Origin of the sequence: Agrobacterium tumefaciens (genome assembly GCA_025560025.1) — a bacterium.
Lineage (GTDB): Bacteria > Pseudomonadota > Alphaproteobacteria > Rhizobiales > Rhizobiaceae > Agrobacterium.
The window spans coordinates 1,715,674-1,730,514 of the sequence record CP048485.1; the positions used below are offsets into that span (position 1 = coordinate 1,715,674).

The 14,841-nt window shown below is 59.6% G+C and carries 13 protein-coding genes; 8 read left to right on the top strand and 5 right to left on the bottom strand.

Features of this window, described 5'->3' with window-relative positions; genetic code table 11:
- Positions 1-78 precede the first annotated feature (78 nt).
- Complete coding sequence (locus tag FY152_08505; protein UXS32126.1) at positions 79-3,228, bottom strand: efflux RND transporter permease subunit; 3,150 nt, start codon at positions 3,226-3,228, stop codon at positions 79-81.
- Positions 3,225-4,376, bottom strand: coding sequence for an efflux RND transporter periplasmic adaptor subunit (locus FY152_08510; protein ID UXS32127.1), 1,152 nt, complete (start codon positions 4,374-4,376; stop codon positions 3,225-3,227). The genes FY152_08505 and FY152_08510 overlap by 4 nt, the downstream gene beginning before the upstream one ends.
- Positions 4,377-4,616: 240 nt before the next feature.
- Here FY152_08510 and FY152_08515 point away from each other — a divergent pair, with 240 nt between their 5' ends.
- The 3 genes from FY152_08515 (at position 4,617) to FY152_08525 (ending at position 8,520) form a co-directional block, all read left to right on the top strand.
- Positions 4,617-5,027: a carboxymuconolactone decarboxylase family protein gene (locus tag FY152_08515; GenBank protein UXS32128.1), complete on the top strand. Its 411-nt coding sequence runs from the start codon at positions 4,617-4,619 to the stop codon at positions 5,025-5,027.
- A gap of 101 nt (positions 5,028-5,128) precedes the next feature.
- Positions 5,129-7,603 (top strand): UvrD-helicase domain-containing protein, encoded by a 2,475-nt coding sequence (locus tag FY152_08520; protein UXS32129.1) that lies wholly within the window; start codon positions 5,129-5,131, stop codon positions 7,601-7,603.
- A gap of 104 nt (positions 7,604-7,707) precedes the next feature.
- Positions 7,708-8,520: a glycosyltransferase family 25 protein gene (locus tag FY152_08525; protein UXS32130.1), complete on the top strand. Its 813-nt coding sequence runs from the start codon at positions 7,708-7,710 to the stop codon at positions 8,518-8,520.
- Between the two features lie 163 nt (positions 8,521-8,683).
- Here FY152_08525 and betI read toward each other — a convergent pair whose 3' ends face one another.
- Positions 8,684-9,280 carry a transcriptional regulator BetI gene (gene betI, locus FY152_08530; GenBank protein UXS32131.1) on the bottom strand — a complete coding sequence of 199 codons (597 nt, stop codon included), beginning with the start codon at positions 9,278-9,280 and terminating at the stop codon, positions 8,684-8,686.
- Positions 9,281-9,380: 100 nt separating this feature from the next.
- On the opposite strand from betI, the gene choX reads away from it, so the two are divergent.
- From choX to FY152_08550, 4 genes are all read left to right on the top strand, one after another.
- Complete coding sequence (gene choX, locus FY152_08535; protein ID UXS32132.1) at positions 9,381-10,319, top strand: choline ABC transporter substrate-binding protein; 939 nt, start codon at positions 9,381-9,383, stop codon at positions 10,317-10,319.
- Positions 10,316-11,146, top strand: a complete 831-nt coding sequence (locus tag FY152_08540) for an alpha/beta hydrolase (GenBank protein ID UXS32133.1) — start codon at positions 10,316-10,318, stop codon at positions 11,144-11,146. Before choX ends, FY152_08540 begins: the two co-directional genes overlap by 4 nt.
- Before the next feature lie 99 nt (positions 11,147-11,245).
- Positions 11,246-11,728: a DMT family transporter gene (locus FY152_08545; GenBank protein ID UXS32134.1), complete on the top strand. Its 483-nt coding sequence runs from the start codon at positions 11,246-11,248 to the stop codon at positions 11,726-11,728.
- Positions 11,725-12,150 carry a DMT family transporter gene (locus FY152_08550; GenBank protein ID UXS32135.1) on the top strand — a complete coding sequence of 142 codons (426 nt, stop codon included), beginning with the start codon at positions 11,725-11,727 and terminating at the stop codon, positions 12,148-12,150. Before FY152_08545 ends, FY152_08550 begins: the two co-directional genes overlap by 4 nt.
- A 26-nt stretch (positions 12,151-12,176) precedes the next feature.
- On the opposite strand, the gene FY152_08555 is transcribed toward FY152_08550, so the two are convergent.
- On the bottom strand, positions 12,177-13,442 hold the full coding sequence (locus FY152_08555) for a DUF2778 domain-containing protein (GenBank protein ID UXS32136.1): 1,266 nt from the start codon (positions 13,440-13,442) through the stop codon (positions 12,177-12,179).
- Between the two features lie 457 nt (positions 13,443-13,899).
- Between FY152_08555 and pncA the strand changes: the two genes are divergently transcribed.
- On the top strand, positions 13,900-14,526 hold the full coding sequence (pncA, locus tag FY152_08560) for a bifunctional nicotinamidase/pyrazinamidase (protein ID UXS32137.1): 627 nt from the start codon (positions 13,900-13,902) through the stop codon (positions 14,524-14,526).
- A gap of 7 nt (positions 14,527-14,533) precedes the next feature.
- On the opposite strand, the gene FY152_08565 is transcribed toward pncA, so the two are convergent.
- Positions 14,534-14,770 (bottom strand): DUF2164 domain-containing protein, encoded by a 237-nt coding sequence (locus tag FY152_08565; protein UXS32138.1) that lies wholly within the window; start codon positions 14,768-14,770, stop codon positions 14,534-14,536.
- Positions 14,771-14,841: the final 71 nt, after the last annotated feature.

Sequence of the window (14,841 nt, forward strand, 5' to 3'; positions counted from 1 at the left end):
CGTCAGGTGGTATGGGATAAGGTTAATGCTTTGTCCAGCATCGCGATTGCGCCAAACACTGTTTGGCGGCAACCGTTTTTATTCCGCCGCCAGCAGCGGCTTGTCCTCTTCCAGCGCCTTGCGGCGGGCGGCAAGCTCAAGCTCGCGGTGAAGGCGGATTTCCTCATCCGCCTGCGGTTTGGCGAAGCGGGCGATCAGCAGGTAGGAGACCGGCGTGATGTAAAGCGTTACCAGCGTCGCAAAACCGAGACCACCGACAATGACCCAGCCGAGCGCGATGCGCGCTTCCGCGCCGGCACCCTGCGCCAGCACCAGCGGCACACCGCCGAGAATGGTGGCGATCATCGTCATCATGACGGGGCGCAGACGGATGCTTGTGGCCTTCTCGATGGCTTCGCGCACGGTGGCGCCCTGATCGCGCAGGTGATTGGCGAATTCGACGATCAGGATGCCGTTCTTGGCCATGACGCCGACAAGCAGCACAAGACCGATCTGACTATAGACGTTGAGGCTGGACCCAGTGACCAGCAGCGCGATGACTGCGCAGGCAAGGCCGAGCGGCACCGTGGTCATGATGATGACCGAACTCAGCACGCTTTCGAATTGCGCGGCCAGCACGAGGAAGATGATGGCGATGGCAAAACCGAAGGTCAGCAACATGCCGCTCGAATTTTCCTCCAGCGTCGCCGCTTCACCGAGCGGCAGCAGGCGTGCGCCGGCCGGCATGACGGATTGCGAAAGCTCATTCACCTTTTGCAGCGCCTCACCCAGCGAAACGCCATCCTTGAGGTTGGCGGTAAAGCCGACGGAGGGAAGCTGCTGCTCGCGGTTGAGCTGCGGCGCAACCGCATTTTCCTTCAGCGTGGCGATGACCGACATCGGCACGATCTTGCCGTCACCCGTTTTCAGGAAGACGTTTTCGAGATCGGTCGGATCGTTGATCGGCCGGGTGGAGGACAGGAGACGCACCGGGATCGCATCGCCATCCACGAAGACGTCGACAATCGAGCGCCCTTCCAGCAGCGACTGCATGGCGCGCGACAGGCCGGTGATATCGATGCCGAGATCCGACGCACGCTCGCGGTCTATGGAGACGGAAATCTGCGCCTGATTGGGCTCATTGTCGAAACGCGGCGTATCGAACAGGCCGCTTTCCTCCATGGAAAGCAGCAATTTCTGCGTCGCCTCGGTCAGCGCCGCATAATTGCTACCAACCATCGCCATCTGCAGGCCATTGCCGGCACCGCGAATTCTGAGGCTGTTCGGCTGCATCGCATTGCCGCGCAGCGCCGGCACTCTGTTGGCAGCGGAGGTGACATCGGCGGCGATCTGGTTCTGCGTGCGCTCACGGTCGGCCCAGGGCGCCAGCGTCAACACCATGAAACCAGTATTGGACGAGCCGTTCATGCCGGTGATCGAATAGATATTGCGGATCTCACCACTATCGCGCAGCGGCTGCAGATTTTCCTCGATCCGCTGCAGCTGGTCGCGGGTATATTCAAGGCTGACGCCCTGTGGTGCGGTAACCCGCATCATGACCGAGGCGCGATCCTCGCGCGGCGTCAGCTCGTTCTGGATCATGCCGAAGGCGATCCATGACAGGCCGGAAAAGATCAGCGCCACGACGATGACGATCAGCGGATTGTTGAGGCAGGCGGAAAGCGTCGTTTTGTATGTGGAGGCAAAGACATTGCCGAACCAGGCAAGCGGTCCCGTCGGCTCTTTCAATCCCTCCTTCAGCATGCGCGAAGCGAGCATCGGGCAAAGCGTCAACGCCACGATGGAGGACAAACCCACCGCGAAAGCCAGAACGAAACCGAATTCGCGGAACAGACCACCAAGCTGACCCGGCAGGAAAGAGAGTGGAATGAACACGGCGGCAAGCGTCGCCGTCGTCGCGATGACCGCGAAAAAGACTTCCTGCGTGCCGAGAACGGCAGCGGCGCGCGGCCCCATGCCTTCCGCCCGGCGGCGCACGATATTTTCCAGCACCACGATGGCGTCATCGACCACGAGACCGGTTGCCAGCACGATGGCAAGCAGCGTCAGGATATTCACCGAGAAGCCGACCATGTAGATCGCGACAATGGTACCGATCAGCGCAACCGGCATGGTAATCGCCGGAATAAGGGTGGCGCGCCAGTCGCGGAGGAAGAGATAAAGCACAACGACCACGATCAGCGCAGAAAGACCAAGCGCCAGTTCAACCTCGTGCAATGCGCCTTCGATGAAGACGGCGTCATCGCTGGTGATGACGATGCGCGTGCCTTCCGGCAAGTTGGCTGACATGGCATCGACAGCTGCCTTCACGCCGGTGGAAATGTTGAGCGTGTTCGATTGCGCCTGCCGGATGACGCCGAGACCGACGCCCTGCACGCCATTGGAACGCAGCGAGGTGGATTCGTCGTCCGCCCCCAGCATCACGGTCGCAACGTCCCGCAGGCGGATATTGTCCTTGATGAGAAGGTTGGAAAAATCCTCAGGCTTCGTCAGGCTGGCCGTGGCGCGCACGACGATGTCCTGCGTCGTGCTTTTCAGCGATCCCGCCGGCACATCGAGGGCGGCGCTGGCAAGCGCATTGGAAACGTCGGTCACGGTCAGACCACGGCTGGCGAGCGCCGCCTGATTGAGATCGACCCGGAAAACCTTTTCCTGGTCGCCGTAAAGCTCCACATCGGCAACGCCGTCGACGGCGGCCAGACGGTCGATGATTTCGTCATCCACCAGCTTGGTCAGATCTTCCATGCTGAGCGTGGAGGAGGTGACGGCAAGGCGCATGATGGGCTGGCTGTCGGAATCCGCCTTGATGATCTGCGGTTCGTCGGCATCATCGGGCAACTGGTTGGTGACGCGGCCGATGGCGTCGCGCACGTCGTTGGCGGCAACCGCCAGATCGACATTGTCGCCGAATTCCAGCGTCACGCGGCTGGTGCCGAATTGCGAGTTGGACGAAATGGACTTGACGCCGCTGACACGCGCCACCGCACCTTCGATGGTCTGCGTCACTTCCTGATCGATGGTTTCCGGCGCCGCCCCCTCATAGGTGGTCCTGACGCTGATCGTCGGCCGGTCGACGTCAGGCAGTTCGCGCACTTCAACGCCCACCAGCGCGGCAAGGCCGGCAACGACCAGCAGCGTATTGATAACCGCCGCCAGAATGGGCCGGCGCACGAACAGTGCCGTAAAGGCGAGCTTGGAATCCTTAACCGAGGGCGGCTGCGTCGTCATTGGCTGGCGACCTCCTCGGGCTTCGGCTGGTTGCCAACGCGGACAGCGCCGCCTTCCCTGACACGCTGAAGGCCCTCGATCACGACAGGCTCACCATCCGCCAGTTCCGCCTTGACGAGAACCGCATCGGGATTGCGCTGCACGATCTGCACCCGCACCTTGTTTGATTTATTATCAGTCACACGCCAGACATAGGAGCCTTCCGCATCCCACTGCACGGCCAGCGGATCGACCGAGGCATAGGTTTCCCCGGCAAAACGCATGGTGACACCGAAGGACATGCCGGCCCTCAGCTCGTCTTCCTCATTGCCGAATTTCGCCCGGATACGGATCGTGCGGCTTGCCTCATCGACGCGGTTGTCGACGGCCTCGATCTCGCCCTTGAAAGTCTCACCCGGCCGGGAAATGGACGTGGCCTCCACCGGCATGCCGACCTTGATTGCGGTTGCAAACCGCTCGGGAGCCCAGAAATTGACGAGAATTTCGGACCGGTCGTCGATACTGACGATGGTTGACTGCGTGGTGACATTATCGCCGATATTGGCGGCGACAATACCCGCCACACCCTCTATCGGCGCAACGATGTCGCGGCGCTTGAGATTGAGTTCGGCGGTGCTCAGCGCAAGCTTGGCGGCTTCTTCGGCAATCTGCGCATCCATCACGTCAAGGCGGGAAACGGATTTCAGGTTCTTATAGGAATTGGATTTTTCAACGGCGCTGCGCAGCACCACCTGTGCCTTGTCGCGCTCGATCACCTGCTCTTCATCATCGAGCCGCGCAAGCACCTGCCCTTTCACGACACGTGCGCCGGAAGAGCTACGGATTTCGGAAAGCGTGCCGGAAGCCTGCGGCATGACAACGACGGACTGGATCGCCTCGCCATTGCCGATCGCATTCAGCCGGTCATTGACGGTGCCTTTTTTGACGGGAGCAGTCACGATCAGGGTCGCATTGTCATTGCGGCGTCCACCGCCGGCGTTTTGACCCGAACCGGGCGTAGCGGCGGCAACCTCAACGGCGCCGGCAGGCATTTTGCCTATCCCGATGCTGGCCAGCACATTGCGGGCTTCGGGCGAATAAAAGCCCCAGAGACAGAGCCCCGCTCCCACCACGGCAACACTGACACCCACCTGTTTCCAGACCCGCATATATTTCTCCGGTTGATCCGCGCAGCACTATATATTCCCGAAAACGACACGTTCCGGGACAGGTGCAGTATTCCCGCTTGGCCAAGGCAAGGCAACGCACAAATCCGTTCCTTACGTAATTGTAATTTGGGCGCAATTGCCGCCAGAAGCAGCCAATCCGCAATCCATCCGTGCATTCCTGTCGTAAATATCCGCCATTGGGCTAATCTGCGCCACCGCGAACCACGATGAGAGGAAGCCATGAGTACCGTGACGAAAACCGAAAACCCGGAAACCGACCCGCGCGTGAAAGCGGTGTTCGATGATATCCGCGCCACCCGCAAATCGGATTTCATCAACAATATGTGGCTCTACCTCGCCTTCGATGCCGATCTGCTTGAAAAGACCTGGAGCGAGGTCAAGGCGGTGATGGCGACACCTTCCGCACTCGATCCCGTGGTGAAGGAAATGCTTTATATCGCCGTTTCCGTCACCAATGGCTGCTCCTATTGCGCCCATTCGCACACGGCAGCGGCCAAAGCCAAAGGCATGACCACCGAACAACATGCCGATTTGCTGCGCGTCATCGCTCTTGCCGCCAAGACCAACCAGCTTGCGGTGGCGCTGCAAGTGCCCGTTGACGCCGCTTTCGACGCCGACAGGCAGGCATGAAGCGAAAAAATGCCTTGGAATGGACGTTTTGACTGACGATACCGGAATAAAAGCAGAACACGGTTCTGGCCTTTATATCCCGAATCACTACATTGGGCCGCATGAGCAACAGTTTTGACGATATGCCGTTCTTCGATGAGGAACCCGTGGCGCCACGCAAGGCGACGAACAATGCCGGTGCGGAAAGCGGCGGCGGGCTTGGCATTGCCGCCCGCGCCATGGCGGCGCGCGATCAGACGCGTGCTGCGCCCGACTATCTTTCCGGTCTCAACCCGGAACAGCGCGAGGCAGTAGAGACGCTGGATGGTCCCGTTCTCGTGCTCGCCGGCGCCGGCACCGGCAAGACCCGCGTTCTGACCACCCGCATCGCCCATATTCTCGCCACCGGCCGCGCCTATCCAAGCCAGATTCTTGCCGTGACCTTCACCAACAAGGCCGCCCGCGAGATGAAGGAACGTATCGGCGTTCTCGTCGGCGGCGCTGTCGAGGGCATGCCCTGGCTCGGCACCTTCCACTCCATCGGCGTCAAGCTCCTGCGCCGCCATGCCGAACTCGTCGGCCTGAAATCGGATTTCACCATTCTCGACACCGATGACGTGGTGCGGCTGATCAAGCAGCTCATTCAGGCCGAAGGTCTGGATGACAAGCGCTGGCCGGCAAAACAGTTTGCCGGCATGATCGACGGATGGAAGAACAAGGGCCTGACGCCGCCGGATATTCCGGAGGGCGACAGCCGCGCCTTCGCCAACGGCAAGGGCCGCGAACTTTACACCGCCTATCAGAACCGACTGAAGACGCTGAACGCCTGCGATTTCGGCGATCTTCTGATGCACCCGATCAGCATCTTCCGCCGCCACACCGATATTCTGAAAGAGTATCACCAGAAGTTCCGTTACATTCTGGTGGACGAATATCAGGACACCAATACGGCGCAATATATGTGGCTGCGGCTTCTCGCACAGCGCGCCAAGGGCGAGCCGCAGAACGTCTGTTGTGTTGGTGACGACGACCAGTCGATCTATGGCTGGCGTGGGGCCGAAGTGGATAATATCCTGCGTTTCGACAAGGATTTCCCCGGCGCCAAGGTCATCAAGCTGGAACGCAACTATCGTTCCACCGAACATATTCTCGGCACGGCCGGCCATCTGATCGCCCATAATGAAGGGCGTCTCGGCAAGACCCTGTTCACCGAACGCAGCAGCCCTGATGACGAAAAGGTCATGGTGCATGCTGCCTGGGATTCCGAGGAGGAAGCCCGCGCCGTCGGCGAGGAGATTGAGCAGCTCCAGCGCAAGAACCATAATCTGAACGACATGGCGATCCTCGTCCGCGCCTCCTTCCAGATGCGCGAATTCGAAGACCGTTTCGTCACGCTTGGCCTCAATTATCGCGTCATCGGCGGCCCGCGCTTTTATGAGCGCCTCGAAATCCGCGACGCCATGGCCTATTTCCGCCTTGTCTGCCAGCCGGCTGACGATCTTGCCTTCGAGCGCATCGTCAACACGCCGAAGCGTGGTCTTGGCGATACGACGATCCGCAATCTGCACGACTATGCCCGCGCCCGCGATATTCCGATGCTGGCAGCGGCCGCCGACATCATCGAGACCGACGAGCTGAAGCCGAAGGCGCGCAAGGCGCTGTTCGATGTGGTGCAGGATTTCCGCCGCTGGCAGGGCCTCTTGGAAAACACCGAACACACCACGCTTGCCGAGCAGATTCTCGACGAAAGCGGCTATACCGCCATGTGGCAGGCCGACAAGACGGCCGAAGCGCCCGGACGGCTTGAGAACCTGAAGGAACTCATCCGCTCCATGGAGGCCTTCGAGAGCATGCGCGGCTTCCTTGAGCACGTCGCCCTCGTCATGGATGCCGAGCAGAATGAAAATCTCGATGCCGTCTCCATCATGACGCTGCATTCCGCCAAGGGGCTGGAGTTCGACACCGTCTTCCTGCCCGGCTGGGAAGAAGGCCTGTTCCCGCACCAGCGGGCGCTGGACGAAGGCGGGCGCTCCGGTCTGGAGGAGGAACGCCGTCTTGCCTATGTCGGCATCACCCGCGCCAAAAAGCTCTGCCATATCTGGTTCGTATCGAACCGGCGTATCCATGGCCTGTGGCAATCCACCCTGCCCTCGCGTTTCCTCGATGAACTGCCGCCCGCCCATGTGGACGTTGCGGCATCCGACAGCAATTACGGTGGTTATGGCGGACGCGGCGGCTACGGCCAGTCCCGTTTCGACAAAGCCGAGCCCTTCGCCAATAATTATTCCACCCCCGGCTGGAAACGCGCGCAGCAGAACCGCTCCGACGCCACCCGCGACAATTGGGGCACGCGCTCCGGCCATGCGGTCGAGCGGATCGGTTATGGCGAAAGCGGCCCACGCACCCGCACGATCGATGGCGAACTGGTGGCGAAATCCGTCGCCGACACACCATCGAAATTTTTTGTCGGTGACCGTGTCTTCCACCTCAAATTCGGCAATGGCAACATCTCCGCCATCGAAGGCAACAAGCTGACCATCGACTTCGACCGCGCCGGCCAGAAGCGCGTGCTGGATGGATTTGTGGAAAAGGCCTGATTCGACAACCATGAGTGCCCGGGCGCGCGCTTTTTCCGTGGCACCCGTCATGCTGTTGCAATAAAGGAGTTGCAACAGGGTGTGAAAACCGGGCGAGGACTGCTTTGCATATTTTACCGAAAAGCCAGCGCAAGCTCGCCGTTTTTCTGATCAACATGGACAGCGCCACCAAGCGCCTCGAGGACATGAACACCCGCCTCGACGCCATCGGGCTGAAAGCGGAACGCGTTCCCGGCGTCAATGGCAGGGAGCTGAGTTACCCGATCCCGGAATTCAGCGAGATTTCCTACATGCTCATGCATGGCCGCCGCACCTCGCCGCCGGAAATCGGCTGTTATCTCAGCCATGTCGCCTGCGCCAACCGGTTCATGGACAGTGATGCCGATATCGCCCTCATCCTCGAAGACGATGTCATCTTCGACAATGATTTTATCAACGCGATCGACGAGGCTGTGCTGAATGGCGGCGACTGGGATCTGCTGCGGCTGACGACCGTCAGCAACGGCCGTAAATTCGCCTTCCGCCCGCTGTCCAATGGCCGCTCGCTCGCGATCGCATTGACACGGGAAAAGGGTTCTGGCGCCTATCTCGTCAACCGCCGCGCCGGCAAATGGATATCGAAACTCATTCCCATGCGGCTGGCTTACGATATAGCGTTCGATCTGGAATATCTCGCGGGCCTGAAGGGCGCCTTCATCTACCCTCTCTGCGCCACGCAGGATGCGGACGGGGAAAGCCAGATCCAGAATAACCTGCGCATTTACCGCCTGCCGCGCTGGCGATATTTCACCGTGCTGCCCTATCGCGCCTATCTGGAAACCAGCCGTTTCCTGCTGCGCGGCATCCGCCTGGCCATCGCCAAGTTGAGCGTCGCGCTGCACGGCGTCAAGGGCAAGACTGTTCCGGCCGGCAACTGAACTCGCTGGATCACACCTCTCCGGGTGTAAAGCCGACCAGATAGACCGCCGCAATCACGGCTGCGAGAATGAAAATCGAAATGACGAAAATCGTCATCCGGTTCAATGGTTTGCGCGTCGTTTTCTTCATGATGGAATAATGCGGCGCGCATGAACTGGTTCCCTAGCAAACCTTGGCTTGCTTCAGCGGTATCCTGTGGGACAGGTAATCCCGCATCTGTTCCATTGCTTCCGCACGCGTCAAACCGCCGGACTGCAGACCCGAACGCAACCACAGCCCGTCGATAAGCGTGGTAATCGCGAGTGCAACGATCCCGCACTCTTCCTTCGGCAAGAGATGCACCAGAGCCGAGAGAAGGTTCGATCGCATTCGTGCATGGATCACCTTCTGGATGCGAGCCAGCTGTGGCTCTCGCGGCACTTCGGCGCAAAGCGATAGCCAAGCGTGACATATGGATGGCTGAAAGAATCTTTCATCGAAATTTCCCTCGATAATGGCATCGAGACGCTCGCGCGGGTTGCTCGCTTTATTGAGGCGCGCCACCACCTCCTCCTTCAGTTTCACATTGGCCTCACGCATGGCGTGCTCGAACAATTCCTGCTTGTTGGCAAAATAGTGAAGCACGATGCCTTTCGAGGCCCCGGCCTGCGCCGCCACCCTTTCAAGCGTCGCGCCCGCCATGCCTTCCCGCTGGAGGACCTCGAACGCTGCCCGTCTGAGTTCCGCCCGGCGAATATCGCTTATTCTGGTTAGTCGCATCATTGTCTCCTTGGAGGAGTACATTGACAAATTTTCCGCAAAGATCAATTATTGTCCCACTGGTCAATCTAATGACCCAATAGACAAAGAAGGTGGAACAATGAAAAAATGGGCAGGCGTTTTTTCAGCCGCAGCACTCGTGATGACGGTGGAGACTTCCGCGTTTGCGGCTGATTCCGCAGATTGCAGGGTGGTGCGACTGGCAGAACCGGGCTGGAATGATCTCGCTTTCACCACCGGCATTGCCATGTCGCTTTTAAAAGCGCTGCAATACGAACCGCAAAGCCAGCTTCTTGGCATTGACGTCATCTACACGAGCCTCAAGACCAGGGATCTCGACGTCTTCGTGGGCTATTGGGATCCGGCAATGGTGAACTATTACAAGCCCTACAAGGAAGATGGATCGGTCGAAAAAGTTCGCACGAACCTTGCGGGCGCCAAATACACTTTCGCGGTTCCGACCTACGTGTGGGAAGCGGGCGTCAAGGACTTTTCCGATCTTCAGAAATTCGCAGAGAAATTTGACAGCAAGCTTTACGGCATCGAGCCCGGATCCAACCAGTTGATGCTGGACGCCATCAAGGACCCGGCACTCGGCCTTCAAAACTGGGAAGTAGTCGAATCCAGCGAACAGGGCATGCTGTCGCAGGTCGCGCGTTTTATCCGCAACAAGTCTTTCATCGTATTCCAGGGTTGGGCTCCGCACCCGATGAACAGCAAATTCGACATCAAATATCTGACCGGCGGCGACAAATTTTATGGGCCGGATTTCGGCGCAGCCACGGTCGATACGCAGGTGCGCAAAGGTTATCTGCAGGAATGCCCGAATGTCGCGAAGCTGCTCGAAAACCTCGCATTCGACGTGGACTACGAGAACAGGGGCATGGGCTACATCATGAACGACGCAATGACGCCGGAGGACGCGGCGATGCGGGCGATCAAAGACGAGCCACAACGGCTGGACGTCTGGTTGAAGGGCGTATCGACATTTGACGGAAAGGATGGCCTTGCCACCGTCAAATCGGGACTCGGCCTATGACCTCAAACTTCCTTGATGACTGGGAGAAGCGCAAACAATATGTCGAACTGCCCCGTGGCCTCCGGATGGCGTTCATAGATAGCGGCGGCCCCGGCCCGGTGTTGCTGATGTTGCATGGCTTTTCGGATACCAGCCGCAGCTTTTCCATGCTGGAGCCCTATTTTCGCGAATATAGGCTGATTGTTCCCGACCTGCCCGGACACGGAGTTTCCTCCGTCGGGCAAGGCTTTCATGTGAAGGATTTCGCCGAAACAATCGAACAGTTTCTAACGCTTGTGGGTGTTTCGCGGTTGTTCCTGCTCGGCCATTCGATGGGCGCGATGACCGCCATCGAACTTGCCGCCGGGCGGGGTGACACCATCCGGGGCCTTGCCCTCATATCGGCAACGGTTGAACCGGATTTCGGCGACGAAAGCCAGTTGACCAAAGACATTCTCGCACTACGAGATCCTATCAGGCCAACGGCAGGCTTTCTGCACCAATGGTATTCCTGCAGCCGACCAGTCGACCATGGTTTTCTGTCGAAAATGAAACAGGCCGCGGCCAACATGCCCGCCGCGACCTGGCATGGCGTCCTCAGAGGCTTTGCCGAAACAAATCTGCAGCAAAGCGCCGCCAGAATAAAAAAACCGGTATTTTGCCTTGCCGGCTCTGAAGACCCTCTATTCGACAAATCGCATCGCCAGCGGTTGGTCGAGGCCTTTCCCCAGGCTCGAACCGTCACACTCACGGGATATGGCCATAATCCGCATTGGGAAGATCCGCAGGGTGTATCGACGCTGTTAGCCGATTTCTTTGCAGATGTGATGTCGGGCATCATGAATTAAGTGCGCGGAACAACTGATTTTAAGAACCTCTTATAAATCGATTTCGATTCAGGTGCCGATGCTGTAACGCTTTGCTGCGTAACCATATATCGGCCCGCCATGACAGACACGACGCATCCACGCCTCAACCCGTTGCATCTTGCCGCCGCTTTCGCCAGCGGCTGCCTTCTGACCCTGATGGTGCATTTTAACGGTCAGCTTGCCCACTATGGCAACGCGCTGTTTTCCTCCTGGACTGCGCATGGCACCGGCACGGTAGCGGCGCTGATTTATCTCGCCATCATGCGCCCGAAGAAAGATGCGGGCGCCGCAGAGAAGCCGAAGGCACCGCTCTGGGCCTATTGCGGGGGCGTCGTCGGCGCTGCCATCGTCATCCTCACCTCCACCGCCGTCAATTCGCCGCTGGCGCTTTCAGGCACCATTGCGCTGGGTCTCGGCGGACAGGTGATCTTCAGCCTGCTGGCTGATCTTTTCGGCCTTTTCGGCCTGCCGAAACGGCGGCCGGATTTGCGTGACATGGCGGCGGTAGCGCTGATCCTGTGCGGTAGCGCCCTCATCATTCTGGTCGGGAGAACGGCATGATCGTCTGGATCGCCATGGCTTTCACCGGCGGCGTCTTCGTTGCGCTCAGCCGGCAGATCAACGGCCGCCTCAGCCTGTCGAACTCGCCGCTCATCGCGTCCTTCTGGAACCATATCGTCGGCTTCGCGGTGCTGACCGTCATCGGCCTCATCGTCGGCGGCCTCATCCCGCCGGGCGCGGCCGATGCGCCCTGGCTCGCCTTTATCGGCGGCCCTATCGGCGTCGTCTTCATCGCCTCGGGTAGCTGGCTCATTCCCCGCATCGGCGCGGTCAATACGGCCCTTCTGGTCATCAGCGGCCAGATGGTGTCAGGCGTCGTCCTCGATCTTTTCAGCGATCATCCGCCGAAAATCTGGGCGAGCGCGCTCGGCATTCTGCTCATCCTCGGCGGCATGGTGCTGACGCAGCGGCGTGGCCGCTAGAGCACATACAGCAAGAGAGTGCAAAATCAGGAATCGCTGCCGCGCGAGAACATGCCGAGCAGGGTCTTGCCACCGCTCTTCCCACCGCTGCTGGCGAGCGTCGGACGATTGCCGTTGAGCTTCGGCACCACCACCATGCGCTTGACTTCACCGCGCTTGAAGGCTGCGAGGAAGCGGGGATAATCCCGGAACACGACGCAGCCATTCGATTCACCGCGTTTCGCCAGCATGTAAGTATGGGCCAGAAGGCCATCGCGGCCATGGGGGTTGACGCCGTTTTCCGGTGTCAGCCGAATGGCCTCGACGCCATGGAAACGGGCTTCGCGCATTGTCAGCCTGTAGCTGGAAGGCGGTGTCGAGCCGCGCATTCTGACGTGAACATAATCCGGGTTGTCGCGCATCTTGCCGATGCCGGAATGGGCCTCGAGCTTCTCCCCATTCGGCATGTGCACCAGGCCGGAAGAAATATCGTAGATCGCCGTGCCATTGCCGCGATCCGGCCACGGAACCGCATCCATCTTGCTCGGCTCGCGTATCGGATTATCAGGCTTTGCAAAGGCGAGCATGGCGCCGGTGCCCTGTTTCGGCGGCTGCGGCGCGCGCAGCGGAACAGGGGCGTCGAATGCGGGCGCGGAAGCAACGTCGGCCTTGGAGAGGGCGGGACGCGGCGACGGCTCCACGGTCTCGGCAGCCGCCACCTCGGGCCTGAAGCTCGGAAGCGGCACGTCGTCCGGAAGCAGGCTGCTCGCCTCTTCCTCGATCTGCGGACGCGCCAGCGCCACTTCGAATGCCGGATGCGAAGCAGCACTCTGATAGGCAACCTCGGTGGTGCGCCCAAGCGCGGAATCGACAATTGCCGAAGGCCGGAGCGCAGCAAGCTCCTTGACCGTCGCCTGCCCTTTCGCATTCGCAGCCGCACCGAAACGCTCGCCAAATTCCTTCGCGCCGATCTCGGGCATCATGCCGGCAAGGCGGACTGCCTTCTGCTGGCCATGGCTGTGGTCGCTCAGGCGGGAAAACTTGCGGACATGAATATCCCGCGCGACCGTCTGGCCAATCGCCGTCTCCGCGGAATCGAGCCTGGCCACCAGCGTCTTTTCAAACTGTCCGACGCCATGCGAAGCAGCCGCCATGCCGTGAAGCGAGGCGAAGGCAGCAAAGGCGAAAAGACCGGCAAAGGCACCGCCGCCAAGCAGCGCCGACATTCGACCAAGCGAAAAGGATTTGCTCTTCTTGAGGCAGGACGACCGGGCAGGACCGGCGCCATTATAGGCCGCAGCAGAAAACGCCATGATACTCGTTACTCGAACCGTTCACGCACAACCGGGCAACGCCGGAGGGATTTTGGGGCATCCGAACAGCGGGCAGACACCACGCCTGTTTCGGAACTGACTGGTTCGAAGCATGACGAATTATGGTAACCAAAGTGTTTACGAGTCCCTGCAAAAATAATTCGTTAAGGTCTGCGCATTATCGGGCGAAGGCAAAACAATGACTTGCGTGGATAAGATGTGCATCCGCACCGCCTTGTCCCGGAAAAATGCCCTCAAGGGCGTCATCGGCCTTTAAAGTTTCCGTCGCCGCATCGTCAGGTAAATTCCGACTTGGCCGGAAATTTGCTGCAAATGCGGCAGGAAAACGACGGATACCGCTTTGCCGTAACGCCGTCATGCCGGCACAAAGGTTGAAAGGGCACTTGATCCGCCAGTGCCGGCTTGGCATCCTGCTCGCAAATATGGGAGGCAAATCATGAAGGCGCTGCTGCTCATCGATATCCAGAACGGCTTTTGCCCGGGCGGCAATCTGGCCGTTGCCGAGGGTGACAGGGTCGTACCCGTTGCCAACGCCCTGATCGACAATGGCGGTTATGACCTGATCGTCGCCTCGCAGGACTGGCACCCGGAAAACCACGGCAGTTTCGCCTCGCAGCATCCCGGTAAGAAACCGTTCGACATGGGCGAACTCTCCGGCAAACCGCAGATGATGTGGCCGGACCATTGCGTGCAGGGCACGCCGGATGCGGAATTTCACCCTGACCTGAAGACGGATGCTTTCGACTACATCCAGCAGAAGGGCGAAAACCCCGCCGTCGACAGCTATTCCGCCTTTCGCGACAACGACCAGGGGGCGACAACCGGCCTTGCCGATTATCTGACCCGCCAGGGCGTGACGCAGCTCGATGTCTGCGGCCTCGCCACCGATTATTGTGTCAGCTTCTCGGTGCTCGATGCGCTCGACATGCTGCCCGGCGTCAAAATCCGTTTTATCGAGGACGCAAGCCGCGGCATCGATCCGCAGGGCATAAGGGCGTCGATCACCGCCATGCGGGAAAAAGGCGTGGCCATTCTCAAGAGCCGCGACATATTACGCGACTGAGTAAACTTCAGCGCAGCCTCGGCTTCTCCAGCACGTCGATATCGCCTGCCGCATCTTCCAGACGCCTCAGGATCGCGGAATGCGCATCCTTGAGCCCCTGATTGTAAAAGACATACCCGACTTCCTCAGCCAGAAATTCCACGAAAATCTCTGCCTGCAGCAGCCCCATCTCGGTTTCGGTCTCCCTGGCGAGATAATCCTTGATACGCGCGGCCAGGACCGCCTTTTCCTGCTTCTCAAGCATTCATTGTCCGCCATGTCGTGATTTGGGCGCCGATGCGCCGGGATGCAGCTAACGTAACGGATGCTTCAAGG

Bases quoted from the DNA above. Each gene is read 5' to 3' on its own strand.
- choX (UXS32132.1), top strand. From the start codon at position 9,381: ATGAAAAAATGGGCAGGCGTTTTTTCAGCCGCAGCACTCGTGATGACG.
- pncA (UXS32137.1), top strand. From the start codon at position 13,900: ATGAAGGCGCTGCTGCTCATCGATATCCAGAACGGCTTTTGCCCGGGC.
- FY152_08550 (UXS32135.1), top strand. From the start codon at position 11,725: ATGATCGTCTGGATCGCCATGGCTTTCACCGGCGGCGTCTTCGTTGCG.
- FY152_08555 (UXS32136.1), bottom strand. From the start codon at position 13,442: ATGGCGTTTTCTGCTGCGGCCTATAATGGCGCCGGTCCTGCCCGGTCG.
- FY152_08515 (UXS32128.1), top strand. From the start codon at position 4,617: ATGAGTACCGTGACGAAAACCGAAAACCCGGAAACCGACCCGCGCGTG.
- FY152_08520 (UXS32129.1), top strand. From the start codon at position 5,129: ATGAGCAACAGTTTTGACGATATGCCGTTCTTCGATGAGGAACCCGTG.
- FY152_08505 (UXS32126.1), bottom strand. From the start codon at position 3,228: ATGACGACGCAGCCGCCCTCGGTTAAGGATTCCAAGCTCGCCTTTACG.
- FY152_08545 (UXS32134.1), top strand. From the start codon at position 11,246: ATGACAGACACGACGCATCCACGCCTCAACCCGTTGCATCTTGCCGCC.
- betI (UXS32131.1), bottom strand. From the start codon at position 9,280: ATGCGACTAACCAGAATAAGCGATATTCGCCGGGCGGAACTCAGACGG.
- FY152_08510 (UXS32127.1), bottom strand. From the start codon at position 4,376: ATGCGGGTCTGGAAACAGGTGGGTGTCAGTGTTGCCGTGGTGGGAGCG.
- FY152_08540 (UXS32133.1), top strand. From the start codon at position 10,316: ATGACCTCAAACTTCCTTGATGACTGGGAGAAGCGCAAACAATATGTC.
- FY152_08565 (UXS32138.1), bottom strand. From the start codon at position 14,770: ATGCTTGAGAAGCAGGAAAAGGCGGTCCTGGCCGCGCGTATCAAGGAT.